The sequence below is a fragment of the Pseudomonas sp. SDO5591_S426 genome (genome assembly GCF_054070755.1).
Genome location: NZ_JBSVXD010000024.1, coordinates 1 through 22607 on the forward strand (window position 1 = coordinate 1; position 22607 = coordinate 22607).

The 22607-nt window shown below is 59.1% G+C and carries 21 protein-coding genes; 11 read left to right on the plus strand and 10 right to left on the minus strand.

All coding sequences use genetic code 11. The features are described 5' to 3' along the window. Nucleotides 1-64 precede the first annotated feature (64 nt). Nucleotides 65-670: a 3-isopropylmalate dehydratase small subunit gene (gene leuD, locus ACW9JC_RS07710; RefSeq protein WP_457454464.1), complete on the minus strand. Its 606-nt coding sequence runs from the start codon at nt 668-670 to the stop codon at nt 65-67. Nucleotides 671-672: 2 nt separating this feature from the next. After that, nucleotides 673-2094, minus strand: a complete 1422-nt coding sequence (gene leuC / locus ACW9JC_RS07715) for a 3-isopropylmalate dehydratase large subunit (RefSeq protein ID WP_457454465.1) — start codon at nt 2092-2094, stop codon at nt 673-675. A 238-nt stretch (nt 2095-2332) separates the two neighbouring features. Here leuC and ACW9JC_RS07720 point away from each other — a divergent pair, with 238 nt between their 5' ends. Continuing rightward, complete coding sequence (locus ACW9JC_RS07720) at nt 2333-2956, plus strand: NIPSNAP family protein (protein WP_457454466.1); 624 nt, start codon at nt 2333-2335, stop codon at nt 2954-2956. A gap of 166 nt (nt 2957-3122) precedes the next feature. Next, on the plus strand, nt 3123-4133 hold the full coding sequence (locus ACW9JC_RS07725) for a GlxA family transcriptional regulator (protein ID WP_457454467.1): 1011 nt from the start codon (nt 3123-3125) through the stop codon (nt 4131-4133). 31 nt (nt 4134-4164) lie between these two features. Here the strand turns inward: ACW9JC_RS07725 and ACW9JC_RS07730 are convergent, their stop codons facing one another. The 3 genes from ACW9JC_RS07730 to ACW9JC_RS07740 all read right to left on the minus strand — a co-directional run bounded on the left by ACW9JC_RS07730 (nt 4165) and on the right by ACW9JC_RS07740 (nt 6763). Beyond that, on the minus strand, nt 4165-5025 hold the full coding sequence (locus tag ACW9JC_RS07730; RefSeq protein WP_457454468.1) for a CAP domain-containing protein: 861 nt from the start codon (nt 5023-5025) through the stop codon (nt 4165-4167). Nucleotides 5026-5170: 145 nt separating this feature from the next. Further along, nucleotides 5171-5668: a YkgB family protein gene (locus tag ACW9JC_RS07735; protein WP_457454469.1), complete on the minus strand. Its 498-nt coding sequence runs from the start codon at nt 5666-5668 to the stop codon at nt 5171-5173. Nucleotides 5669-5809: 141 nt separating this feature from the next. After that, on the minus strand, nt 5810-6763 hold the full coding sequence (locus ACW9JC_RS07740; RefSeq protein WP_457454471.1) for a cupin domain-containing protein: 954 nt from the start codon (nt 6761-6763) through the stop codon (nt 5810-5812). A gap of 112 nt (nt 6764-6875) precedes the next feature. Between ACW9JC_RS07740 and ACW9JC_RS07745 the strand changes: the two genes are divergently transcribed. After that, entirely contained in the window at nt 6876-7415 is a 540-nt protein-coding gene (locus tag ACW9JC_RS07745; RefSeq protein WP_457454473.1) for a carboxymuconolactone decarboxylase family protein, read from the plus strand. A gap of 47 nt (nt 7416-7462) precedes the next feature. On the opposite strand, the gene ACW9JC_RS07750 is transcribed toward ACW9JC_RS07745, so the two are convergent. Then, entirely contained in the window at nt 7463-8347 is an 885-nt protein-coding gene (locus ACW9JC_RS07750; protein ID WP_457454474.1) for an alpha/beta fold hydrolase, read from the minus strand. Nucleotides 8348-8482: 135 nt separating this feature from the next. After that, nucleotides 8483-9115: a CGNR zinc finger domain-containing protein gene (locus tag ACW9JC_RS07755; protein ID WP_457454476.1), complete on the minus strand. Its 633-nt coding sequence runs from the start codon at nt 9113-9115 to the stop codon at nt 8483-8485. Between the two features lie 137 nt (nt 9116-9252). Between ACW9JC_RS07755 and ACW9JC_RS07760 the strand changes: the two genes are divergently transcribed. Continuing rightward, the gene (locus ACW9JC_RS07760; protein ID WP_457454478.1) at nt 9253-10227 is read left to right on the plus strand and encodes a zinc-binding alcohol dehydrogenase family protein; all 975 of its coding nucleotides are present in this window, start codon (nt 9253-9255) and stop codon (nt 10225-10227) included. A 293-nt stretch (nt 10228-10520) separates the two neighbouring features. Further along, nucleotides 10521-11786, plus strand: coding sequence for an OprD family porin (locus tag ACW9JC_RS07765; protein ID WP_448107394.1), 1266 nt, complete (start codon nt 10521-10523; stop codon nt 11784-11786). Nucleotides 11787-11913: 127 nt separating this feature from the next. Here the strand turns inward: ACW9JC_RS07765 and ACW9JC_RS07770 are convergent, their stop codons facing one another. Next, the gene (locus ACW9JC_RS07770) at nt 11914-12942 is read right to left on the minus strand and encodes an AraC family transcriptional regulator (protein WP_457454480.1); all 1029 of its coding nucleotides are present in this window, start codon (nt 12940-12942) and stop codon (nt 11914-11916) included. A gap of 159 nt (nt 12943-13101) precedes the next feature. Here ACW9JC_RS07770 and ACW9JC_RS07775 point away from each other — a divergent pair, with 159 nt between their 5' ends. The 3 genes from ACW9JC_RS07775 to ACW9JC_RS07785 are packed head-to-tail and all read left to right on the plus strand — an operon-like array spanning nt 13102 to nt 16211. Beyond that, nucleotides 13102-14040, plus strand: a complete 939-nt coding sequence (locus ACW9JC_RS07775; protein WP_457454482.1) for a 3-keto-5-aminohexanoate cleavage protein — start codon at nt 13102-13104, stop codon at nt 14038-14040. 44 nt (nt 14041-14084) lie between these two features. After that, nucleotides 14085-15407, plus strand: a complete 1323-nt coding sequence (locus ACW9JC_RS07780) for an MFS transporter (RefSeq protein ID WP_338586276.1) — start codon at nt 14085-14087, stop codon at nt 15405-15407. A gap of 12 nt (nt 15408-15419) precedes the next feature. After that, entirely contained in the window at nt 15420-16211 is a 792-nt protein-coding gene (locus ACW9JC_RS07785; RefSeq protein WP_457454484.1) for an SDR family oxidoreductase, read from the plus strand. Between the two features lie 102 nt (nt 16212-16313). Here ACW9JC_RS07785 and ACW9JC_RS07790 read toward each other — a convergent pair whose 3' ends face one another. After that, a complete protein-coding gene (locus tag ACW9JC_RS07790) occupies nt 16314-20390 on the minus strand; it encodes a molybdopterin-dependent oxidoreductase (RefSeq protein ID WP_457454486.1) in 4077 nt (1358 codons plus the stop codon). Nucleotides 20391-20762: 372 nt separating this feature from the next. Between ACW9JC_RS07790 and ACW9JC_RS07795 the strand changes: the two genes are divergently transcribed. Genes ACW9JC_RS07795 through ACW9JC_RS07805 form a run of 3 tightly spaced genes read left to right on the plus strand, consistent with a single transcriptional unit; the run spans nt 20763 to nt 21548 of the window. After that, nucleotides 20763-20933, plus strand: coding sequence for a YhfG family protein (locus ACW9JC_RS07795; protein ID WP_457454488.1), 171 nt, complete (start codon nt 20763-20765; stop codon nt 20931-20933). Beyond that, on the plus strand, nt 20930-21139 hold the full coding sequence (locus ACW9JC_RS07800; RefSeq protein ID WP_457454490.1) for a hypothetical protein: 210 nt from the start codon (nt 20930-20932) through the stop codon (nt 21137-21139). The genes ACW9JC_RS07795 and ACW9JC_RS07800 overlap by 4 nt, the downstream gene beginning before the upstream one ends. After that, the gene (locus ACW9JC_RS07805) at nt 21129-21548 is read left to right on the plus strand and encodes a Fic/DOC family protein (RefSeq protein WP_457454491.1); all 420 of its coding nucleotides are present in this window, start codon (nt 21129-21131) and stop codon (nt 21546-21548) included. Before ACW9JC_RS07800 ends, ACW9JC_RS07805 begins: the two co-directional genes overlap by 11 nt. Before the next feature lie 69 nt (nt 21549-21617). On the opposite strand, the gene ACW9JC_RS07810 is transcribed toward ACW9JC_RS07805, so the two are convergent. Continuing rightward, nucleotides 21618-22520, minus strand: a complete 903-nt coding sequence (locus tag ACW9JC_RS07810) for a LysR family transcriptional regulator (protein WP_457454493.1) — start codon at nt 22518-22520, stop codon at nt 21618-21620. Between the last annotated feature and the right edge of the window lie 87 nt (nt 22521-22607).

Below are 22607 nucleotides of genomic sequence, written 5' to 3' on the forward strand. Positions count from 1 at the left end.
ATCTTGTTTTTAAAAAGCAAAATCAAAAGATCGCAGCCTGCGGCAGCTCCTACAGGTGAAGCCTTTACAGCCAGGGATTCTCCGCCAGATGCTTTGCTTCAAACTGGCGAATCTGCTCCGCGCGTTGCAACGTGGTGCCGATGGCATCGAGCCCCAGCAACAGTGATTGCTTGCGCAGTTGATCGATCTCGAACGGGATCACGCTGCCGTCCGCCAGTTCGAGGGTTTGCTCCGGCAGATTGACGCTGATCTGTGCCGTCGTTGCGACGCTGACCACATCGGCAATCTGCTTGAGCTGAGCTTCGGACAGCTGAATCGCCAACACCCCGTTACGCTGGCAGTTGTCGTAAAAGATCCCGGCAAAACTGGTGCCGATCAAGGCCCTGATCCCCACTTGCTTCAGACCCCACACCGCATGCTCACGACTGGAGCCGCAACCAAAGTTCGGACCGACAACCAGAAAAGCTGCGTCGTTCCAGGCCGGTTGGTTGAGGATGAAGTCCAGGTTGGGCTCGCCTGATTGCAGAAACCGCACATCAAAGAACAATCCGCGATCCAGTCCCTTGCGATCAATGCCCTTGAGAAACTGCTTGGGCATGATCACATCGGTGTCGATGTTGCCTGCGAGAAGTGGGGCGGCGCTGCCGCTGACGTGAGTGAAAGGTTGCATGCTCAAGCCTCCAGAGCGAACGAGCGGACGTCAGTCAAATGCCCGGTGATCGCCGCAGCCGCGACCATCGCCGGGCTCATCAGATGGGTGCGCGCACCAGCGCCTTGTCGACCTTCAAAGTTGCGATTGGTACTCGAAGCACACCGATCACCGGGGGCGAGCACGTCGTCGTTCATCGCCAGGCACATCGAGCAACCCGATTGCCGCCACTCGAAACCGGCATCCAGGAAAATCTGCGCCAGCCCCTCGCTTTCAGCTTGATTGCGCACCAGCGTCGACCCCGGAACGATCATCGCCCGTACGTGGGATGCAACGCGTTTGCCGCGCACGACGCGGGCAACGTCACGCAAGTCTTCGATGCGCGCGTTGGTGCAGGAACCGATGAAGGCATGGCTGATCACCACATCACTCAGCGGCATGCCGGGCGTCAGGCCCATGTAGTCGAGGGCACGCTGCATGCCTTGGCGCAGGATGAGGTCGGGCTGGCTTGCCGGGTCCGGCACGTGACTGCCCACCGGCGCGGCCTGATCGGGACTGGTGCCCCAAGTGACCATGGGTTCCAGGTCCGCGACATCGAGGATGACTTCGCGATCAAACACGGCACCTTCATCGCTGTGCAGTGCCTGCCATTTAGCGACTGCCCGGGTCCACAACTCGCCTTTGGGCGCGCGCGGTTTGTCTTGCAGATAGGCAAAAACCTTGGCATCCGGCGCCATGAACGCGCCCCTGGCGCCAGCCTCCACGGCCATGTTGCAAATGGTCATGCGCGCTTCGACGCTGAGGGCGGTGATCGCCGGGCCGGCGAACTCAATCGCATAACCGGTGGCGCCCGAGGCACCGATTTTCTCGATCAGGGCCATGATGATGTCCTTGGACGTCACGCCGCTGCCGAGCAAACCGTTGACGGTCACGCGCATGGTTTTCAGGCGTTTGTAGACCAGGGTTTGCGAGGCCAGCAGATGCTCGATTTCCGAAGTGCCGATGCCGAATCCAAAAGCCCCGAGGGCGCCGTAAGTGGTGGTGTGGCTGTCACCGGCAGCCACCACCATGCCGGGCAGGATAAAGCCCTGTTCAGGGGCGACGACGTGTTCGATCCCTTGGCGTTTATCCAGCACATCGAACAGCTCGATGCCGAAGTCGCGGCAGTTCTCTTCGAAGTAAGACACCTGACGGGCGCCGCCGGCATCCGGCATCGTGGCGATGCGAATGGGTGCGGTGGGATTGACATGGTCGACCACGGCCAGCGTCGCACTCGGACGCCAGACTTTTCGTCCCGATTCGCGCAGGCCGCTGAAGGCTTGCGGGCTGGTGTATTCGTTGGCGACCTGGCGATCGATGTACAGCAGCACATGGCCCTGGTCGTCGAGCGCGCAAACGGTGTGACTGTCGATGTGCTTTTGGTAGAGCGTTCTTGGGCGGGTCATGGAGTGGGCTCTTTATTCGTCTTGTGCGAGATCACGGGTACAACGTACCAACAGCATATTCGTCGCGAATGTCGCATCAAGCGTCATTAAGTGAAGGCATTGCCCACGATTTGTGAATAGTCAGAAAGGTCAGCGCCCATCGATAAAGAAATTACCTAGCGCGCGGCTGTTCCTCTCAATATCTCGACCCCGAACGCTGGCATAGGCTGTGCCCGAGCTGATAATTGCCGGAGTCTTTATGCGTTTTTTTGAACTGATTACCTTGACGGTGCGTGTGCGAACCGTCGCCGATGCGCTGGTGCGCATCAAGGCTGCGCTGGATCGCCCGGAAGTCGGTGGCACGTTGATGGGGTGCTGGGCTTCGGAGCTCGGGCAGTTAAACCAGATTGCCGTGTTGCGTGGTTATGAAGATGAACGTGTCAGGCAAGCCGAGCGCGAGCGCTTTCTGTTGAGCGGCGAAGCGTTCGGCATCAACGAATTCATCACCGATCTGCGCATCGAAAATTACACACTGTTTCCCTTTCTTGAACCTTTGAGTGCCGGCAAACATGGCCCGTACTACGAACTGCGCGTCTACGATCTGATCAGCAGCGGCTTGCAACCCACCCTCGACGGGTGGAGCAAAGCCATTGGGCCGCGAACCGCCGAGCAGTATTCGCCGGTGTATGCGGCGTTCTACGCCACCGATGGTTTGCTGCCGCGCTATCTGCATATCTGGCCATGGAATTCGTTGGAGCACCGCCAGCAAGTGCGGGCCCAAGCGGTCGCCGACGGTGTATGGCCGCCGGAAAACTCCGGCCCGCAACTGCGCGACATGCGCTCGACGATCTGCTTGCCCGCGGCGTTTTCGCCGTTGCAATGATTGGGTGCTGAACGCCTTAGCCTACTGTCGATGGAAGACCCACTTGCTCACGGGTTTCAACAGGCGTAAACAGAGCACGCGCCCAGCATCCGCAGGCGCGTGTTTTTTTTGACGCGTAATAAGGCGTTCAATCACACCTAATCAACACGACCAAGCGAGGCGAGCGTTGGTAGAGCGACGTCAGTTCAGCGGTGCCATGAAGGGTAAAAACCTTCGCTACCTCAATGAACATGAAGGCCAATCAGTAAAGGCCCGGGCAGGCTTCTTGCTGCTGGAGCATTTCTCGTTGCCGGCGTTTACCCAGGCACTCGATACGATCATCACCGCCAATCTGCTGCGGCCTGAGCTGTTTTCCACGAAGACCTTCGGGTTGACTGAAGGGGAAGTGATCAGCGACTTGGGCCTGGTCATTCGTCCCGATGCCTGCCTCAGTCAGGCCGCGATTCAAGACCTGGACTTGTTGGTTGTTTGCGGTGGTTACCGCACGGCCCTCAAGGCCGACGATACGCTGATCAGTCTCTTGATCAGTGCCGCCGAACTGGGCGTCAAGTTGGCTGGCGTGTGGAATGGCGCCTGGTTCCTCGGGCGAGCTGGTTTGCTCGACGGCTATCGTTGCGCGGTTCACCCGGAACACCGTCCCGCGCTGGCGGAAATCGCCAAACTGGCCCAGGTCACCAGCGAAGCCTATGTTGTCGATCGCGACCGTCTGACGGCGTCCAGCCCAAACGGCGCGTTTTATATGGCGCTGGAGTGGATCAAGGGCCTGCACGACAAAGCGCTGACTGATGGCATCGAAGACATTCTGGCGTTTGAAGCTTCGCGTTACCGGCGCATCAAACCCGCGCTCAATGTGTCGGTTTGTGGCCCGCTGAGGGAAGTGGTCAATCTGATGGACGCGAACCTGGAAGAGCCGCTGGAGATGGACGCCCTCTGTCTCTACGCCGGCCGGTCGCGCCGGCAGATCGAGCGTCTGTTCAAAGAGCAGCTGGGGACGACGCCCCAGCGCTATTACATGGACTTGCGGATCACCGAAGCCCGCCGACTGCTGCAACACACCACGTTGACCATCGTTGAAGTTTCCGTTGCCTGTGGTTTCGTTTCACCGAGCCATTTCAGCAAGTGCTACAGCGCCTATTTCGGCTATCGGCCGTCCAAGGAAACCCGACTGGTCAAATAGCCGGCTGATGAGGTGTCGCGAATCAGGCCAATCATTTCGCCCCGAACAACATCGTCCAGTAAACCCCTTCATCACTGCGCGCCTCGGTCGCATAACCCGCACCGACCTGAGTGAACATCGGATTCATCAGGTTGGCGCAATGCCCTGGGCTGGCGAGCCATCCAGCCATCGCCTTGTTCGGTGAACCCTGGCCGGCGGCGATGTTTTCACCGATCTGCCGGCCACGGTAACCAGCCGCTCTTGCCCGGTCGGCCGCGGTGTCGCCATCGGGATCGCGGTGAGCGAAATAGTTGCCGTAGGCCATCGCTTTACTGTGCCCTTGCGCGGCAGCGCCAAGGCTCGCGTTCCAGGCCAGGGGCCGAGCGGCGGCGAAGCGCTGGCGACCGCACATTCGCGGTTTGGCCCGGGCGGCGTTGACCTGTGCCAGCAAGGTTTTGCCGACGCTGCGTGTGTCGCCCATCTGCCGGTCCAGCACTGGCTGCGCCAGCACCACTTGCCATTCACCGCGACGGCGACTGACGCCAATGTCGGCGTACTGGCTGTCGAGCAACGCGGCACAGTGGTCATCCACCAACAGGTCGAAAGCCTCTTCGGCATCCTGCGCACCCACCACTCGGATAGAGCGCACAGCCACCGCCTGATATCCCGAATCTCTCAATCGCTCCCGCAAGCCGCCGCCATAACCGATCGGCAACGCCAGATTGGACTTCAGTGCCAGTGGCGCCAGGCGTTGGGCGGGACGCCGTGCACAGTTTTCCGGGTGGGCTCGATAATCGTTGATCGCTTCCACCAGTTCTCGCTCCGCGCCGGCGTGGGCTGGGCTGGCGAAAAGAGGGAGCGAGGTTAGCAGGCACAAGGAAGTGAAGCGCAAGGCGAGGGCAGTTTGGCGCATGGTGCGGACAGCTCTGATGAGATGACAACGATAGGGAGGAGAAATATTCGCCGCTCTATGACTTACGCCCCGGAACAAGGTTCACGGGGCGCGAGGGCTTATTTGCTCATGAGGTCCGCTGTCCGACGGACGTATCAGTGGGCCATCAGACTTTGCGCATGTCGTTGAACATCATGCGTTGCACGTCTTCTTTCAACAAGTAGATGGATACCGCGAGCAGAACAACGTCCTTCATAAGAAACGGAATGTTGCCAACCATCGCAGGAAAGCCGCCAGCCGATTCAGCCCATCCGTCAGGCATGAATGGAATGATCGTCACGGTGCCCAGGAAGGTGATGATCGAACCCAATGCACCAAGTGCTCCGAGCTTCCTGCTCCAGAAACCGGCGAACAGCAACGCGCCGAACGTCCACTCCGCCACGCCGAGAAACCAGCTTGCGCCACGCACACCGAAGGCCGGGTACATCCAGGAAACCAATGGGCCGTTGCTGATGTAGGGAATCAGTACATCGGCTTCGTACTGGAACCATTTCTGGTAACCAAAGAACAGGAAGATGATCACCATCGAGGCTCGCACCAGATGAAAGTCCAGGTCTCGTTTGAGCAGGCCGGAATTGGCGAGGGTGTTGAATAAAGCGTTCATGACTGACTGATTCCTTGGTTCACTTAAAAGGATGTTCTTGATGTCAGTGCGTGATTTGGCTGATCGCAATGACCAGCCCACTTTACGATGAGTAATTGAAATTATCGGGATCGTTAATTCTCAAATAGATGCTCTATCGTCTCAACCTGAATTGAGCCGATTTGACCGCCGCCACTCACCGGGCGTCATGCCCATGTGCTGGCTGAAGGCGCGCCTGAACGCGGCCACCGATTGGTAACCCACCGTCTCCGCGACGGCTTCGGTCGATGCATTGGGGTTCTTCAATTCGTTGGCGGCCAGCGTCATGCGAATCCCGGTCAAGAGATCATTGGCTGATCGCCCGACCTTTTCCTGAAAGTGACGGACCAGCGTTGCGCGCGACATGTTGCAGAGCCCCGCCAGTTCCGGCAGTGTCCAGGGGTGCGCCGGGTCACTGAACATGGCCGTCAGCGCGGGAGCCAAGCGGGGGTGCCCGACTAAAGCGAGTAAACCGATTGGGGCCTCATTCGACTCGCTCGCCATGCGCAACGTCAGGGTAAAGAGCGCTGCCGAAAGCGCATTCAACATTGCATGGCCACCCAGATGGCTGGTGTTGGACTCGGCACGCATCAACGCCAGCAAACCCGCCAGTTGAGTGGAGGTTTCACTGCGACGCGAATCGTCTCCCGATGTCCTGACGACGAGCCGCGTAGGCAAGTAATCACGAATGAAACGATCATGCGGTGGCGCGAGGATGAAGCGTCCGCAGAGCATGTCCAGACGTTCGCCTGTCCCCGTGTTCTCGCTGTATGTCAGATTGAGATCGCCAAGGTAATGTGCCGGGGCAGGGGGTACACCACTGCCGTCATGCAGAACATGCCCTGAGCCATGAGGGAACATCACGATGTCACCCGCACCGAGTTGCTGCGCTCGCCCTGTACCCGGACTCTCCAGCAATGCAGTTCCACTGAGGACGACGTGGTAGGGCATTTCACCTGCATTCGATTCGTCGTAGACCACTTCCCACGGTGCACCGTAGGAGCAGCGCAGCTCCAGCTGACCCCGGACCGTCATCATGCTTATCAGGCGACTGAGCCAATCTGATTGAGGATTCATATTTGTTCATCATTGAGACGTTAGAGCACTATATTGATAATTATGAGGCTGAACAAGCTCAAAGACTTGGCCTAAAGTGGCGACTCCTAACCACTGCTGAAGGATTCCCACCATGAGCCGTATCACTGTTCCAGCTAATGCCTCCGCTACCGGTGCAACCGCCGTTGCCTATGCCGAAGTCAAGAAAATCGCAGGCGGCACCGTGCCTAATTTGTTCGCAGCAATCGGTCATCTGAATCCGGCGCTTTTGACGGCAGTGCTGAATGCCGAAGCGACACTCGCGTCCGGTAGCCTGAGCAAACAGGACCTGGAAACCATCAAGTTGTTGATCAGCGAGCGGACCGGTTGCGACTACTGTGTGGCGGCGCACGTCATGCTGGGCAAGATGGTGGGTTTGACGACAGACACCCTCAAGAAAATCCGTCTGGGTCAAAGCACCGGCGACGCCAAGCGTGATGCGCTGGTGCACTTCGTGCTGAATCTGCATGAGACCAACGGGACGATCAAGGATCAGGAGTACAACGTTATTCGCGCCGCGGGCTACACCGAGGGGCAACTGCTCGAGATCTCTCTGACAGTTGCGATGACCATCTTTACCAACACCTTCAACCGCATCAATGACACCGATATCGATTTTCCTTCGGTGAATTGATTCGGGATTGCAGGCGGATGCACCCTCGCATCCGCCTGACCTTTCACCTACACAGCGTCGCCAAGCTCTTCGATGATGCGTTTGGCGATGTAATCGACATGGGTCTCCAGCGCAAAGTGCCCGGTGTCCAGCAACTCGACGACGGCGTTTGGGTTGTCGCGCTTGAACGCCTCGGCGCCAGGCGGGATGAAGAACGGATCGTGTTTGCCCCAGATTGCCAGCGTCGGGATCTGCCGCTCGCGGAAAAACTGCTGGAATTGCGGATAACGTTCGAGGTTGTTCGCGTAATCGAGGAACAGGTCGAGTTGAATGTCCTTGTTGCCGGGCCGTTCCAGCAGCAAGGCGTCGAGGGTGTAGGACTCGGGGGCGATAACCTCCGGCGTGCTGACACCGTGTTCGTACTGCCAGCGAGTACCGGCCAAATGCAGGACCGCATCGGCAATCGCCTGACGATTTTCGGCTGACGGCTCTGCCCAGTAGGCCTTGATCGGTGCCCACGCATCGCCCAATCCTTCAAGGTAGGCGTTGCCATTTTGTGAGACGAGACCGGTCATTCGTTCGGGATGCTTCACCGCCAGTCTCAGGCCGGTCGGTGCGCCGTAGTCGAATACATACATGGCATAGCGCGTCAGGCCCAGGGCGTCGACAAAATGCTCCAGCGTCTGTGCCAACGCATCGAAGCTGTACACGTAATGGCGCTGATCAGGCACTTCGGTAAAGCCAAAACCGGGCAGGTCCGGCGCGACGATATGGAAGTGTTCGGACAGCAGGGGGATGAGCTGGCGAAACTGGTGGGACGAACTTGGAAAGCCATGCAACAGCAACAGGGTTGGATTGGCCCGCGCGCCCGCTTCTCGGTAGAAGACGCGGACGCCGTCAACGTCGGCAAACTTATAGCTGATGGATGCAATGCCTGGAGTCATGTTGGCCATGATGGACTACCTCGTAACCGCTTTGTGGATGTTTAAGTGGTTTGCAAGGATGACTTTTGCACGCAAATAAATAACCCGTCAAGTACGTTTTGACGGGTTACTATTTTTTGGAGGAGGGAGAATGGCTTTGGCGTATCAAGAGCCGGATGCGTTTTTCTGCCGCTCGCGGTGCGCGGCCGCTTTGGCTCTGTTACCGCAGACAGCCATGCTGCACCAGCGGCGTTTTCTACCACGGGTGTGGTCAACGAACATCAGCGTGCAGCTGGGGCCTTCGCAGCATTTCACATCGGAAAAGTCTTCCGTGCAGACAAACTCTGCGAGGACTTCACCAAGGGGCAGTAGCAGGGAGTCCGGGCCTCGCCAACGTCGTTGGAACTGCCAGGCGAACTTGGGCGTGTCGCCGTCCTGCAGGGCGATCCGGGTAAATTTCTCGTCCCGTTCGAGCAGGCGATTCAACGGCTCCAGCTCCACGAGGGCCGAGGCGTCCAGCGGTTTGCCTTTGTATTTGACGACGAAGCCACGAAACCATTCCCGCAACGACCGGGCCTGTGTCGCGACCATTTCCAGCTCGCCCGGCATGGCCTGCGCTTGCATTCGCTGGAGTATTTCGGGCTCTATCCAGCCGGCATGTTTCAGCCATTCCAGCCAACCGGCGCCATCGTCGATCCAGTCCACCGGCTCATCGATGGGCGTCGCGATCGAGTTCAGGAAGTCCAGGGCGGCGGCGTCGGCCAGGAACATTGCCGGGCCACGGGGTGTGCTGCTCATGAGAGTGTCCCTTGAAAGGGTGATTGGATACCGCTGAGCGTAACCACTCAAGTGGTCGTTGACAAGTTACTGTGCTGATCATAACCTCTTAGCTGTGTTTGGTGCGGTTACTAATAACTCGACTTGGGACAGACATCATGAAAGCAATCGTTCTGGAAAAATTCGGTGGCATCGACAGTCTTTTCTACAAAGACATCCCTGAGCCCGAAGCGATGGCGGGCCATGTGGTGATCGAAATCAAGGCCTTCGGGATCAACCATGCAGAAATGCACATGCGCCGCGGAGAATGGGCTGAAGCTGCCCCGGTTTCAGGTATCGAATGCGTTGGACTGGTCAAGTCATGCCCGGGTGGCGAGTTTCCGGTCGGTGCCAAAGTCGCTGCTTTGATGGGTGGTTTGGGCAGGACGATCAACGGCAGTTACGCGCAATACACTCGGGCTCCCGTGTCGAATGTGGCGTTGATCGAAGCCGATTTGCCATGGTCAGAACTGGCCGCCATTCCAGAAACCTATGCGACCGCCTGGACCTGCCTGTTTCGTAATCTTGAGCTGGCGCCAGGGCAAAAATTGCTGATCAGAGGCGCAACCTCTTCGTTCGGTCAGGCAGCGGTGAAACTGGCCGTCAACGCCGGTGCACACGTGGTCGCGACATCGCGTAACGCTGAGCGCTTTGCCATGCTCGAAGCGTTGGGCGCCGTGCGCGTGGAGCTGGAGGGCGCCGGGTTGTCCGGTCGAATTGTCGACTCGGGACAGTTCGACGCGGTACTGGATCTGGTCGGCAACAGCACAGTGCTCGATTCATTGTCGATCGTGCGCCGGGGCGGCAAAGTGTGCCTGGCGGGATGGTTGGGTGGGCTGGCACCGATCGCTGAGTTCAATCCACTGCTGCAAATGGCGAGCGGGGTCTACCTCACCTTTTTCGGCAGCTTTGTGTTTGGTACCACTGGGTTCCCACTGGCGGACGTGCCCTTGCAGGCCATCGCCCAGGACGTGGCGGCAGGGCGGCTGGATGTCAAACCATCGCGGGTCTTCCGGTTCGAAGAGATTCATGAAGCGCATCGTGTGATGGAAGCAAACGAGGCGGGCGGGAAAATGGTGGTCGTGCACGCTTGAGCGTCATCCAGCCAATGAAAATCCCTCAGGGTTATTGAACCCTGAGGGATTTTTTGTTTTTTCGGTCGGCCATCGAAGCTTTTCAGAATGTCCCTTTAAGATCTCATGATGTCTGGTATTGATCTTTGAATCGGCCAGATTCTCGCTAGTATCGCCTCGTGAAAAACAGTCGATGAAGGTTTGGCAGCGTCAATCAACGACGCCTGGCCAACGCGAAGTTGCGCCTGGAAAAAGGCCTTCGACGGTCCTGGATACACCTGCAAGCTCCCAATAAAAATAAAAGAGAGTCCCCCATGCGATATTGCGCCCTGATCAATACGAAGACTGTTTCGACGTCGTTGAAGCTTCTGGCACTCAGTGGTTCGTTAACCAGTCTTCCGGCTTTTGCGGAAGGCATTTTTGAAGATGCCCACGTCAACGCCAACCTGCGCAACTACTACATCAACCGCAACTTTACCGAGAGCGCCTATCCTCAGGCCAAGGCCGAGGAGTGGACGCAAAGTGTGATCCTTGATGCCCGCTCGGGGTTTACTTCGGGCACGGTCGGCTTTGGCCTTGATGCGCTGGGGCTGTATTCGCAAAAACTCGATGGCGGGAAAGGCACCACCAATACGCAACTGCTGCCCGTGCATGATGACGGCCGGCCAGCAGACGATTTCGGGCGCCTGGCGGTGGCGGCGAAAGTACGTTTTGCCAAAACCCAGGCGAAGATTGGTGAGTGGGTCGTTGCATTGCCGGTGATTCGCTCCGATGACGGTCGCTCACTGCCGCAAACGTTTCGCGGCGCGCAAATCACTTCAAAAGACCTGGACAACTTCACGTTCTACGGCGGCCAGTTTCGCGGTAACAGCCCGCGTAACGATGCGAGCATGGAGCGGATGTCGATGTTCAATCGTCCGGGCGTAACGTCCGACCGTTTCAACTTTTCCGGTGTGGAATACGCCTTCAATAACAATCAAAGTCAGGTCGGCGCGTGGTATGCGCAACTGGAAGACATCTACCACCAGCGCTATTTCAATTTCACCCATAGCCAGAAAGCAGGCGATTGGGTATTGGGGGCGAACCTGGGATTTTTCAGCGGCGAGGATGACGGGAAAAAACTTGCCGGCGAACTGGATAACAAGACCTATTCGGCGTTGCTGTCGGCACGTTATCAGGCCAGCACTTTTTATCTTGGGCTGCAAAAGGTCGATGGCGATAACTGGATGCGCTTGAACGGGACGAGCGGGGCGACGCTGGCCAACGACAGCTTCAGCAACAGCTATGACTTCGCTGACGAGCGCTCCTGGCAATTGCGCCACGACTTCGATTTCGTCGCGCTGGGCGTACCGGGCCTGACCTTGATGAACCGCTACATCAGCGGCTCGAATGTTCACTCCGGTGGCGTTACCGATGGCAAGGAGTGGGGGCGCGAGTCCGAGCTGACCTATGTCTTGCAAAGCGGCGCGCTGAAAAACCTGTCCCTGCGCTGGCGCAACTCGGTGATCAAGCGTGATTTCAGCCTGGCGGACTTCAACGAAAACCGCTTGATCGTCAGTTACCCGGTGTCGATTTTCTAAGCCTGCGCATTCCCTTTGTAGGAGCGAGCCTGCTCGCGAAAAACGCCTGGACGACGCGGTCATTCAGTCAGGGCACGTTATCGTTGACGTCCATCGCGAGCAGGCTCGCTCCTACAGGGGAACGCATTCAGCCCTGGCGATATTCCTTGGTGGTTTTCCCGGTCCAGCGCTTGAAGGCTCGTCGAAAGTTCGTAGGCTCTGAGAAGCCCAGCAACAGGGCGATATCGTCGGTGCTCATGATCGTTGTCTTGAGATATTCCATGGCCAGCGAGCAACGCACGTCATCGGTAATCGCCACGAACGAGGTGTCTTCTTCCTGGAGTTTGCGGCGCAGGCTGCGGGTGGTCATGTGCAGCTTGTCAGCCACCGCTTCCATGCTCGGGAATTCGCCGGGCGTCTGCATCATCATCTGGTACACCTCGCCGGAAATCCCCGAAGACACCTTCGCCTGACCAATCAACCGATCGCAGGTCTCTTGCAGCACCGTCGCGGTCAGGCGATGGGCGAGGTGAGGTTTTTGATCGAGGATCGAGCTGTCGTAATGCAACTCGCACTGGTCATGATCGAAAATGCACGGGCATCCCAGGTACTGCGAATAGATGTCTGCGTGGGCCGGCGCGGGATAGGAAAAACAGGCTTTGGTCGGCGGACAACTCTGGCCGAACACATCCTGCAGATGAGTCACGTGCTGGGTGAACTGCTGCTCGATCAGGAATTGTTTGATCTCCCGCGAAGGGCTCGGGTTGGACGCATCCGGGAATGTCCACACAGCTTCGTCTTCATACTCGTGCCATTCGATGGTCAGCGTTGGCGTGGCCAGCGAGTGGTACTTCACGCCGAGCCGGAAATAGTCGCGCAGCGACAGGCATGACATCAGCGCATAGCCATACATGCCGTAAGCGGACAGATGCAGGCGTGACCCGGTCTTGAACGGCGTGGCCGGATCTTTGGACAGCGACAGCGCATTTCCGCACACCGTCGCGTATTGGCGCACCGAGGTCAGCGCTGTGGCGTCGTAGATTTTGTCCTCGTCGACACCGCTGCCTCTCAAACTGTCGGCAGGCGCGATGCCCTGTTCGCTGAGCACTTCCACCAGCGCGGCAATCTTGTAAGGGGCGTAGATGCGTTCATTGAACAACGGCATTTTCGGTGGCATGGGGGCTCCTGTCGCTGTCCCTTAGGGATCTATAGGTGTCCGATAATGATCTTACCTGGCCGCTGAAAATTCAATAAGCTTCATCCCACAAGCAGTGGCTGCGAATCCCTTCGATCTTCATCGCACTTGCCAAATCCAATAACAAGACAGGTCACCTACATGAGTCAGCCGAGCCGCAAAGTCATCATTTCCTGCGCGATCACAGGTGCGACGCACACACCATCGATGTCCGAATATCTTCCACTGACGCCGGCCGACATCGAGCAGCAATCCATTGAGGCCGCTGAAGCCGGCGCGGCGATCCTGCACCTGCATGCACGCGATCCTCTGGATGGTCGACCGACCCCGGACCCGGCGGTGTTCAGCCAGTTTGTTCCGGCCATCGCCCAGGCCACCGATGCGATCATCAACATCACTACCGGTGGCAGCACGCGCATGACCCTGGCGCAGCGTCTCGCCTATCCGCTGATCGCCAAACCGGAATTGTGTTCGCTGAACATGGGCTCGATGAACTTTTCGATCCACCCGATCGCCCGCAAGATTTCCACCTGGCGCCATGATTGGGAGCAGGAGCACATCGAAGGCATGGAAGACGTGGTGTTCAAGAACACCTTCAAGGACATCAAGGCGATCATGCTGGAGCTCGGTGAGTACGGCACCCGATTCGAGTTTGAATGCTACGACGTCGGCCATCTCTACAACCTGGCCTATTTCGTCGAGCAAGGCCTGGTCAAGCCGCCGCTGTTCATCCAGTCATGCTTCGGCATCCTCGGCGGCCTCGGCGCCGACCCGGAAAACCTGGCAATCATGCGTACCACGGCGGACCGCTTGTTCGGTCGCCAGAACTACGAATTTTCGATCCTCGGCGCGGGCCGGCATCAACTGCCGTTCGTGACCATGGGCGCGATCATGGGCGGTAACGTGCGCGTCGGTCTCGAAGACAGCATCTACCTCGCCAAGGGCGTGAGGGCCAAGACCAACGCCGAGCAGGTGCGCAAGATCCGCCACATTCTCGAAGAGCTGTCCTATGAAATCGCCACGCCCGACGAAGCCCGGCAGATGCTCGGCCTGAAGGGCAAACACAACGTTCACCTGTAAGTGTTCTGCCAGAACCCAAAAAAATAACAAAAAGAGGTTTCACCATGACGATCATGCTCAGTACCGCTGAGACCCATTGGCTTGCGACTCGGCGGGCAATGGCTCGACTCATCCCGCTGATGTGCGCCATCTACTTCATGTCGTATCTGGACCGGACCAACGTTGCGCTGGCCAAAGCGGCACTGAACGCGGACCTTGGCATCAGCGCCGCTGCCTATGGCCTGGGCGCGGGGATTTTCTTTCTTGGCTACGCGTTGCTGGAAGTGCCGAGCAACCTGTTGGCCCACCGCATAGGGCCGCGACGCTGGATCGCACGGATCGCCGTGACTTGGGGCACGCTGTCGTCGGCGATGATGTTCGTCCAGGGTGAGTGGTCGTTCTACCTGCTGCGGGTGTTGCTGGGTATCGCCGAGGCCGGTCTGTTTCCTGCGCTGATGTACATGGTCACCTTGTGGTTTGCGCCCAAGGATCGAGCCATCGCCATTGGCTGGATCTACCTCGCGCCAGCGCTGGCACTGGTCATCGGCAATCCCATCGGCGGTGCGCTGATGAAAATGGACGGCATCGGCGGCTTGCACGGTTGGCAATGGATGTTTTTGCTTGAAGGGCTGCCGAGCATCATTGTCGGGGTGATCCTGTGGTTCAAGCTCCCGGAGCGTCCGCGTGATGCCCGCTGGTTGACCAAGGCCGAGGCCGATTCCCTTGAAGCCCACGCGCTGCTGCCGGGCCATGCCAACTCCCATGAATACTCGGGCCATTGGGTCAAGGCGCTGAAGCGCCCGACAACGATCCTGATCGGCTTGATCTATTTCCTCAACCAGGTCGCGTTTGTGGGGCTGGTGTTCTTCACGCCGTCGATCATCCAGCAGATGCAGATTACTTCGCCGTTGACCGTCGGCCTGCTGTCCAGCAGCGTCGGAATCGGTTTCCTGGCCGGGGTGTTGGTGCTGCCGAGGATTCATCGCAAGATCGCCCGCGACTGCTACTGCCTGGGGCTGTTCACCTGCGGTCTGATCGCCAGTTCCGTGGCATTCACGCTGATTGATGACGCCTCGGCGCGCATTGCGCTGTTCACCGCCACCGCGTTCTTCGCCGGTGGAGTTTTGCCGATCTACTGGGCCATTGCCATGAAGCGCCTGCAGGGCATTCAGGCGGCGGCAGGTTTGGCGTTCATCAATACCATCGGTTTGCTCGGTGGCTTCGCCGGACCTTACCTGTTCGGTCTGGCGGAAAAGGCCTCGGGCTTGAGTTCATCAGGTTTCTACGTGATCGTGGGCGCCGCGATTCTGGGGCTGCTGCTGGTGCCGTTGCTGGCCAAAGCGATCAATGCCGAACCGGTTTTGGTGGCGCAGCCGGTGACTGAATAAGAGGAGAGCATCATGAAGATTGTTGATTTGCTGACACCGCCGCCGGGTCTGAAGGTGGTGATCACCGGGGGCGCAGCCGGCATCGGTGCGGTCATCGCCAAGGCGTTTCATGAAGTCGGTGCGCAGGTCTACATCTGCGACATCAACGCCAGCGCCGTTGACCGCATGAAGCTTGAATTCCCCGGCATGCACGGTGGTGTGGTGGATGTCGGCATCAAGCAGCACGTCGACCGGATCATGGACGAGGCGATATCACTGCTCGGCGGCCTCGACATCCTGGTCAACAACGCCGGTATTGCCGGGCCCACCGGAAACATCGAGGAGCTGGATGCCGAGGCGTGGGAACAGACAATTTCTACCAATCTGAACAGCCAGTATTACTTCCTCAGTAAGGCGGTGCCGTATCTGAAGCAGTCCGGTCAGAACCCGCACATCATCGCGATGTCCTCGGTGGCCGGGCGTTTGGGTTATCCATTCAGAACACCCTATGCCTCGACCAAATGGGCGATTGTCGGGTTGATGAAGTCGCTGGCGGGCGAACTGGGGCCGCACAACATTCGGGTCAACGCCATCTTGCCCGGCGTGGTCGCGGGGGAGCGCATGGATCGGGTGATCGATGCGCGGGCCAAGACGCTGGACATCAGTTTCGAGTCCATGCGAGATCAGTACCTGGAAAAAATCTCGCTGCGCCGGATGGTCACGATGGAAGACGTGGCGGCGATGACGCTGTTCCTGTCTTCCCCGGCGGCAGGGAATATCACGGGTCAGGCGATCAGTGTCGACGGGAACGTCGAGTACCTCTGATTCGACAGAACCCCTGTAGGAGCGAGCCTGCTCGCGATGGCCTATCAGTCGACACCGATGCGATTGACACACCTTCGCAAGCAGGCCCGCCGCCCCAGGTTTTCAGTAAACATCCCGCAAATAGCGCTTCTGCTCACTCAACTGACGCCAGTAATCCGCAGCGCCTTCCGTGCACAGCCCACCGTGATCCTGCGCGACCCGGCGCAAGGCCTGATCGACATCCTTGGCCATGCAACTGGCATCGCCGCAGATGTACAACTGCGCACCATCCTGTAGCCAATGCCACAACTCGGCACCCTGTTCGCGGATACGGTCCTGCACGTAGATTTTCTGCGCCTGATCGCGGGAGAACGCCAGGCTGAGTTCCGTCAGCAGGCCATCGCGCTGCATGCCTTGCAGTTCATCGCGATAGTAGAAATCACTGGCCGCGTGTTGTTCGCCGAAGAAAAGCCAGTTCTTGCCGCTGTCACCCCGTGCGCGGCGTTCTTGCAGGAAAGCGCGGAACGGCGCCACGCCGGTGCCGGGGCCGATCATGATCATCGGCAGGTTGCCATCGGCCGGTGGGCGAAAGTGCTTCGACGGCTGGACGAAGACCGGCACGTCTGTGCTCTGCGCACGGTCGGCGAGGAAGGTCGACGACACGCCTTTGCGTTTGCCGTAGCGCACGGCGGCCACGGTGAGATGGACTTCCTGCGGGTGCGCCTTGGGACTGGAGGCAATCGAATACAGCCGAGGTTGCAGGCGTTTGAGGGTTCCGAGTAGTTCACTGGCCGAGCAGTCCACCGGAAACTCCTGCAACACGTCCGCCAGTTGCCGGCCCCAGAGCCAGTCTTTCAGTTCAGCCTTGCGCTCACCGCCCAGCAGCTGTTTCAACGCCGGGTTGCGGCTGCGTTCGGCGATGAATGCCAGGGTGTCGCTGTTGGGCCGGGCGATCTCGAAATGCTCGGTCAATGCCTGGCTCAATGGCAGCTCACCGACCTTGTCGACCTTGACCAGCGTGTCGGCGCCAAGGCTCGTCAGCTGCAGCATTTCACCGACCAGTTCCGGGCAGTTGCGAGGTAACACGCCCAAGGCGTCGCCCGCTTCATAACTCAACCCGGAGTCGCCTAGCGCCAGGGAAAACATGCGGGTTTCCTTGTTCGAGCTCTGCTGGTTCAGGTGCAGGTTGTTCAGCAATCGAGAGGCAAAAGGTTTGGCCTTGCACGGCGTCGCGACAGGGCTGGCGACAACGTTCGGTGTCGGTTCGACCGTGACCGGGTGCAGGGTTTTCTGGAGGTCCGCCAGCCACTGGTCCGCGCGTGCTTCGAATTCGGTATCGCAATCGACCCGTTCCATCAGCCGCGTGGCGCCCAATTCCTGGAGACGCTGATCGAGTTTTTTTCCGTGCTGGCAGAACTGGTCGTAGTTGGGATCACCCAGCGCCAGCACTGCATAACGCAGGGATTCCAGGCGGGTTTCGGCACGGCTCAAGGTCTGCCAGAAACCTTCACCGTTGTCCGGCGCATCACCGTCGCCGAAGGTGCTGCTGATCAGCGCCAGAGTTTGCGTACTGGCGAGTTTGCTTGCGGGGAAATCGGCCATCGCGCTCAGTTCGACAGCGATTCCACTTTCGCGCAAACGTGCGGCAAAACGTTCGGCCAGGGTTTCGGCGTTGCCTGTTTGCGAGGCCCACAACAGCGTCAGGGTCGGTTGGCTGTCGATCACTGAGAGTGTCGCGTCAGTGCTATCCGCCCGACTGAACAAACCACCCAACACGCCGTCCAGCCAAAGCCGCGTGTCAGCCGCCAGCGGCGCGTTGGCAGGCAGCACCGGAACGCCCAACGCCTGCCGGCCCGCCGTCGATTGCAGGCCACTGACAAAACCAGCCAGATAAAGACGCTCACGGTCATTGAGCGCAGGAGAGGGCAGGCGACTGATGCCGGCGATATCGGCAAAGGCTTCGATACTCGACATGACGGGCTCCTCGGGTAAGGGGGAAAGGTTGTCGGCGACAGGTTCCGGGATTTTGAGAAACTGATGCTCGATCAGCTCGACCCGTTGCAGGGCGACCGCGCAAAACTTGAATTCAGGCTGCAGCGAAATCGGGTCGACCGCGTCGTGGGTCACCGCGTTGATCGCCAGGTTTTCCCCGAACACATCGTTCCAGTGGAAAGGCGCAAAGCAGTTGCCCTGGCGCACCCGGTGGGTGACCACGGCCGGCAATACGGCGCGGCCACGTTGTGAGCGCACCTCGACGTGGTCCTTGTCGCGAATGCCGAGACTGGCGGCATCTTCCGGATGGATCTCGACGAAGGGGCCGGGGTTGAGCTTGTTAAGGGTCGCGACCTTGCCGGTCTTGGTTAGCGTGTGCCACTGGTGCTGCAAGCGCCCGGTGTTGAGGACAAAGGGGAACGCTTCATCCGGCATTTCCGCAGGCGGCATGTGCGGGCGGGCGAGGAATATGCCCTTGCCGCGCTCGGTGGCGAAGACGATGGCGGGACGGCTGCCATCGGCCTCGACCTTGAGCGTTTGGCTCATGCCATCGTTCAGGTAGCGAATCGGATGGCGATCCTCGGCGTCGTTTTCCGCACACGGCCATTGCAGCGGTTTTTCCCGCAGGCGCGTGTAACTCGCGCCACGGATGTCATAGCCGGTCTTGGGATTCCAGGCCTGTTTGATCTCTTCGAACACCTCGGAGGCGCAGCTGTAGCTGAACGCCTCGGCGAAGCCCATTTCACAAGCGACCCGGGCGATGATCTGCCAGTCGGCCAGTGCTTCGCCCGGCGGCTCCACGGCTTTTTGCATCAGTGTCAGGTTGCGCTCGGAGTTGATCATCACGCCTTCTGCTTCGGCCCAGAGGGCGCCGGGCAGGAGGATGTCGGCGTAGCGGTTGGTCTCGGTGTCGAGGTAGGCGTCCTGGGTGATGACCAGTTCAGCGGCCTGCAAGCCTTCGATCACTTTGCGCCGGTTGGGCACCGACGCCACGGGATTGGTGCAGATGATCCAGCAGACCTTGATCCGGCCAGCGGCCATTTGCTCGAACATGTCGACGGTGCCAGCGCCCACCGTGCGCGGCAGGCTATCGGCGGGGATGCGCCACATGTTCTCGATGAACGCCCGATCTCCCTCGACCAGCACCGAACGCTGACCGGGCAGGCCTGGGCCCATGTAGCCCATTTCCCGTCCGCCCATGGCGTTCGGTTGCCCGGTCAGGGAAAACGGGCCGCTGCCCGGCCGGCAGATTGCGCCGGTAGCCAAGTGCAGGTTGCAGAGGGCATTGGTGTTCCAGGTGCCGTGGGTACTTTGGTTGAGCCCCATCGTCCAGCAGCTCATCCATTCGGCGGCTTCACCGATCCATTGCGCCGCCTGGCGAATGTCGGCTTCGGCGAGGCCGGTGAGGGCGGCGACCTTGTCCGGTGCGTAGTCTTCGAGGAACTCGGGCATCACCTCCCAGCCTTCGGTGAACGAGGCGATGAAGTCCGGGTCGGTATGGCCGTTTTTCACCAGCAGATGCAGCAAGCCATTGAGCAGTGCCAGATCGGTGCCGGGGCTGATTTGCAGGAACAGGCCGGCCTTGTCTGCCGTGGCGCTGCGCCGTGGATCGACCACGATCAGTTTTGCCCCGGCCTTGACCCGGTCCATCATGCGCAGAAACAGGATCGGGTGACAGTCGGCCATGTTGGCACCGATCACGAAGAACAGATCGGCGCGGTCGAAGTCTTCGTAGGAGCCAGGTGGCCCGTCGGAACCCAGCGAGAGCTTGTAGCCGCTGCCCGCGCTGGCCATGCACAGGCGTGAGTTGGACTCAATGTTGTTGGTGCGGACAAAACCCTTGGCCAGTTTGTTGATCAGGTATTGCGCTTCCAGCGACATTTGTCCCGACACATAAAAGGCCAATGCATCAGGCCCGTGGAGGTCGAGGATGTTACGCAGTCTGCTCGCCGTTTCGCTTATGGCCTGGTCCATGGCAACCCGCACCGGGTCGCGGTCACGCGCCTGGCGCAAGTAAGCGTTTTCCATCCGGCCGGAGTCGGCAATCGCTTGCCCGCAGGTCGTACCCTTGGTGCAGAGTCGGCCAAAGTTCGTCGGGTGCGTCTTGTCTCCGGAGACCTTGACCACCCGGTTGCCTTCGACCTGCATGACGATGCCGCAGCCCACACCACAATAGGGGCACACACTGCGTACGGTTTTGTCGGCCATCCTCGTCCCTCGAAACTTTGCCAGCTGATCGGCCCGGAAACGCAAAAGGCGCCATGCGGCCCTCCGTCGAAACGGGGGCTACACGGCGCCTTTGTCGTATAGGGTGCAATCTGCGTTGACTGCGTAACGAGTGTTTGCAAGCAGCGGGCCAGAATCCGGCAGCCCTTGCCGTAGCGGACTTCAACGTAGGGAGAGGGCAAACCACGCATGCTGCGTGCACTTTTTTATTGCGACGTCCGGTCGGGGTGCACCAGCCCAAGGCGAGGTACGATCCAGGCAACACACACATCATTATTGTGATGTTGCTTGGCGGGCCCTAAGCAGGGACTCAATCAGCTATATTTGCCAGACACTGACATTGGGGTGCCGAAAATGGAAAAGCTGAGTCTGCAGACCAAAAAAGCGTGGTTCGCCAAGCACCGTAAGGCCAATTTCGCCGCCAGCCTGCGTCTGGAAGGTTTCGTTCCTTCTCCAGATGATGGCGACATCAAACTCCCTACTCGCGAAGCTGCCCTTAAAGCTGTGCGGCATGTCAAAGTTTGAGTAACGACAAATACGGCACTGATCAAGCCCCGGATTGCTATCCGGGCACCGACGTTCTGGTAAACCTGCTCGACCTGCATGACGCCGATGATCTTGACGAGGCCGAACGCTATCTCAACGAAGTTGCCTCCATACAGCTGGAATTCGTCGAACCCCCTTACAGCGTGGCCACACTGAAGCAGATTCACCGCATTTTTGTTTGCTAAAGCTTATGGATGGGCTGGAGAGATCCGTACACTTGCAATCAGCAAAGGCGACACTCGATTCTGCAGCCCGGAATTCATCGAGACGGAAATCGGAAAGGAGCTTTCAAAGATTGCCAATGCGGGTTGGTTTGAGGGGTACTCCCGCGACTTGCTCGTTTCGTCTGTAGCCGAGTCCTATGGCACCATCAACGTTGCGCACCCCTTCAGAGAGGGGAATGGTCGAACCCAGCGGATCCTCTTTGAGTGGCTCATCCTCAATACGGGATACACGATCGATTGGAGCTTGGCTGATCGCCAAGAGTGGATCGATGCCTGCATACACTCGTACTACGGTGATGATGAACGTCTGATCGGCGTATTTGATCGGTGCATCGGAACGAAGATTCAAGAAGATCAGCCACAGAGCTAATGGAAAAGGGCGTTGTGGACGGCACCCCAGTCACCTGTGCCGACCCGTAAGTGCGCCTGCAGCCTTTTGCTAGATGCCCCACCCCTCACGCACCGCCCGCCGAATCCCTTCCAGCAACATGGCGAACGCCGGGTTGTCGTTGTTCTCGCGCCAGATCAGGTGCAGTTCGCTTTGCACGCCTTCACCCAGGTCGATATCGCGGAACACCACATTCTTGAACACCACACTGGTCGCACAGCGCGGCACCAGGGCCAGGCCCATGGCGGCGTTGACCAGCGCGAGGATGGTCAGGGAGGAACCTAGCCACTGCACGTAATCCGGGGCGACGCGGGCCGAGCGCAGCATGCCGGTCAGCAATTCGTTGAACGGCGGGTAGGCGGCGTGGGAATACATCAGGAACGGTTGGCCGTCGAGATCCTGGACCGACACGCTGGCGGCCGTTGCCAGAGGGTGGGTGCTGGGCACCGCCAACACGAACGGTTCGCGCACCAGGCATTCGGTGGAGTATCCGGGCTCCAGCAACGGCGCACGAGCGATGCCCAAATCGATGCGGCGGGCGCGCAGGGCTTCGTGCTGCTGGTAGGTGTTCATCTCCGACAGGTCGATCTTGACGTGCGGCTGCGTCAGACGCGCCTCGGCAATCACCTTGGGCAGGAACTCATACACCGCGCTGCCGACAAAACTGATATTGACAGAACCAATGTCGCCCTCGGCAAAACGCCGTGCGGTGAATGCCGCCTGCTGAGCGCGCTCCAGCAGGTTCTGCGCTTCGATGAAAAACGCCCGGCCTGCAGCGGTGAGGGCGACGCTGCGAGTACTGCGGGTGAACAGCGCGACGCCGAGGTGATGTTCCAGCAATTGAATCTGCCGACTGAGCGGCGGCTGGGTCATGTTCAGCCGTTCGGCGGCGCGGCGAAAATTCAGTTCAGTGGCGACGGTGGTGAAGCAGCGCAGTTGAGTCAGCTCGAACATTGATCTAATCCAGGTATCAATCGAATGCCAAGTTAGATTAGACGGGATCAATGTCGGCGTCCATGATCGGCCCACGCCTCAAGCAAT

Excerpts from the sequence above, each read along its gene's own strand:
- ACW9JC_RS07785 (WP_457454484.1), top strand. The coding sequence starts at position 15,420 with ATGAAGATTGTTGATTTGCTGACACCGCCGCCGGGTCTGAAGGTGGTG.
- ACW9JC_RS07780 (WP_338586276.1), top strand. The coding sequence starts at position 14,085 with ATGACGATCATGCTCAGTACCGCTGAGACCCATTGGCTTGCGACTCGG.
- leuC (WP_457454465.1), bottom strand. The coding sequence starts at position 2,094 with ATGACCCGCCCAAGAACGCTCTACCAAAAGCACATCGACAGTCACACC.
- ACW9JC_RS07810 (WP_457454493.1), bottom strand. The coding sequence starts at position 22,520 with ATGTTCGAGCTGACTCAACTGCGCTGCTTCACCACCGTCGCCACTGAA.
- ACW9JC_RS07735 (WP_457454469.1), bottom strand. The coding sequence starts at position 5,668 with ATGAACGCTTTATTCAACACCCTCGCCAATTCCGGCCTGCTCAAACGA.
- ACW9JC_RS07745 (WP_457454473.1), top strand. The coding sequence starts at position 6,876 with ATGAGCCGTATCACTGTTCCAGCTAATGCCTCCGCTACCGGTGCAACC.
- leuD (WP_457454464.1), bottom strand. The coding sequence starts at position 670 with ATGCAACCTTTCACTCACGTCAGCGGCAGCGCCGCCCCACTTCTCGCA.
- ACW9JC_RS07740 (WP_457454471.1), bottom strand. The coding sequence starts at position 6,763 with ATGAATCCTCAATCAGATTGGCTCAGTCGCCTGATAAGCATGATGACG.
- ACW9JC_RS07750 (WP_457454474.1), bottom strand. The coding sequence starts at position 8,347 with ATGGCCAACATGACTCCAGGCATTGCATCCATCAGCTATAAGTTTGCC.
- ACW9JC_RS07760 (WP_457454478.1), top strand. The coding sequence starts at position 9,253 with ATGAAAGCAATCGTTCTGGAAAAATTCGGTGGCATCGACAGTCTTTTC.
- ACW9JC_RS07775 (WP_457454482.1), top strand. The coding sequence starts at position 13,102 with ATGAGTCAGCCGAGCCGCAAAGTCATCATTTCCTGCGCGATCACAGGT.
- ACW9JC_RS07770 (WP_457454480.1), bottom strand. The coding sequence starts at position 12,942 with ATGCCACCGAAAATGCCGTTGTTCAATGAACGCATCTACGCCCCTTAC.
- ACW9JC_RS07795 (WP_457454488.1), top strand. The coding sequence starts at position 20,763 with ATGGAAAAGCTGAGTCTGCAGACCAAAAAAGCGTGGTTCGCCAAGCAC.
- ACW9JC_RS07790 (WP_457454486.1), bottom strand. The coding sequence starts at position 20,390 with ATGGCCGACAAAACCGTACGCAGTGTGTGCCCCTATTGTGGTGTGGGC.
- ACW9JC_RS07730 (WP_457454468.1), bottom strand. The coding sequence starts at position 5,025 with ATGCGCCAAACTGCCCTCGCCTTGCGCTTCACTTCCTTGTGCCTGCTA.
- ACW9JC_RS07765 (WP_448107394.1), top strand. The coding sequence starts at position 10,521 with ATGCGATATTGCGCCCTGATCAATACGAAGACTGTTTCGACGTCGTTG.
- ACW9JC_RS07720 (WP_457454466.1), top strand. The coding sequence starts at position 2,333 with ATGCGTTTTTTTGAACTGATTACCTTGACGGTGCGTGTGCGAACCGTC.
- ACW9JC_RS07755 (WP_457454476.1), bottom strand. The coding sequence starts at position 9,115 with ATGAGCAGCACACCCCGTGGCCCGGCAATGTTCCTGGCCGACGCCGCC.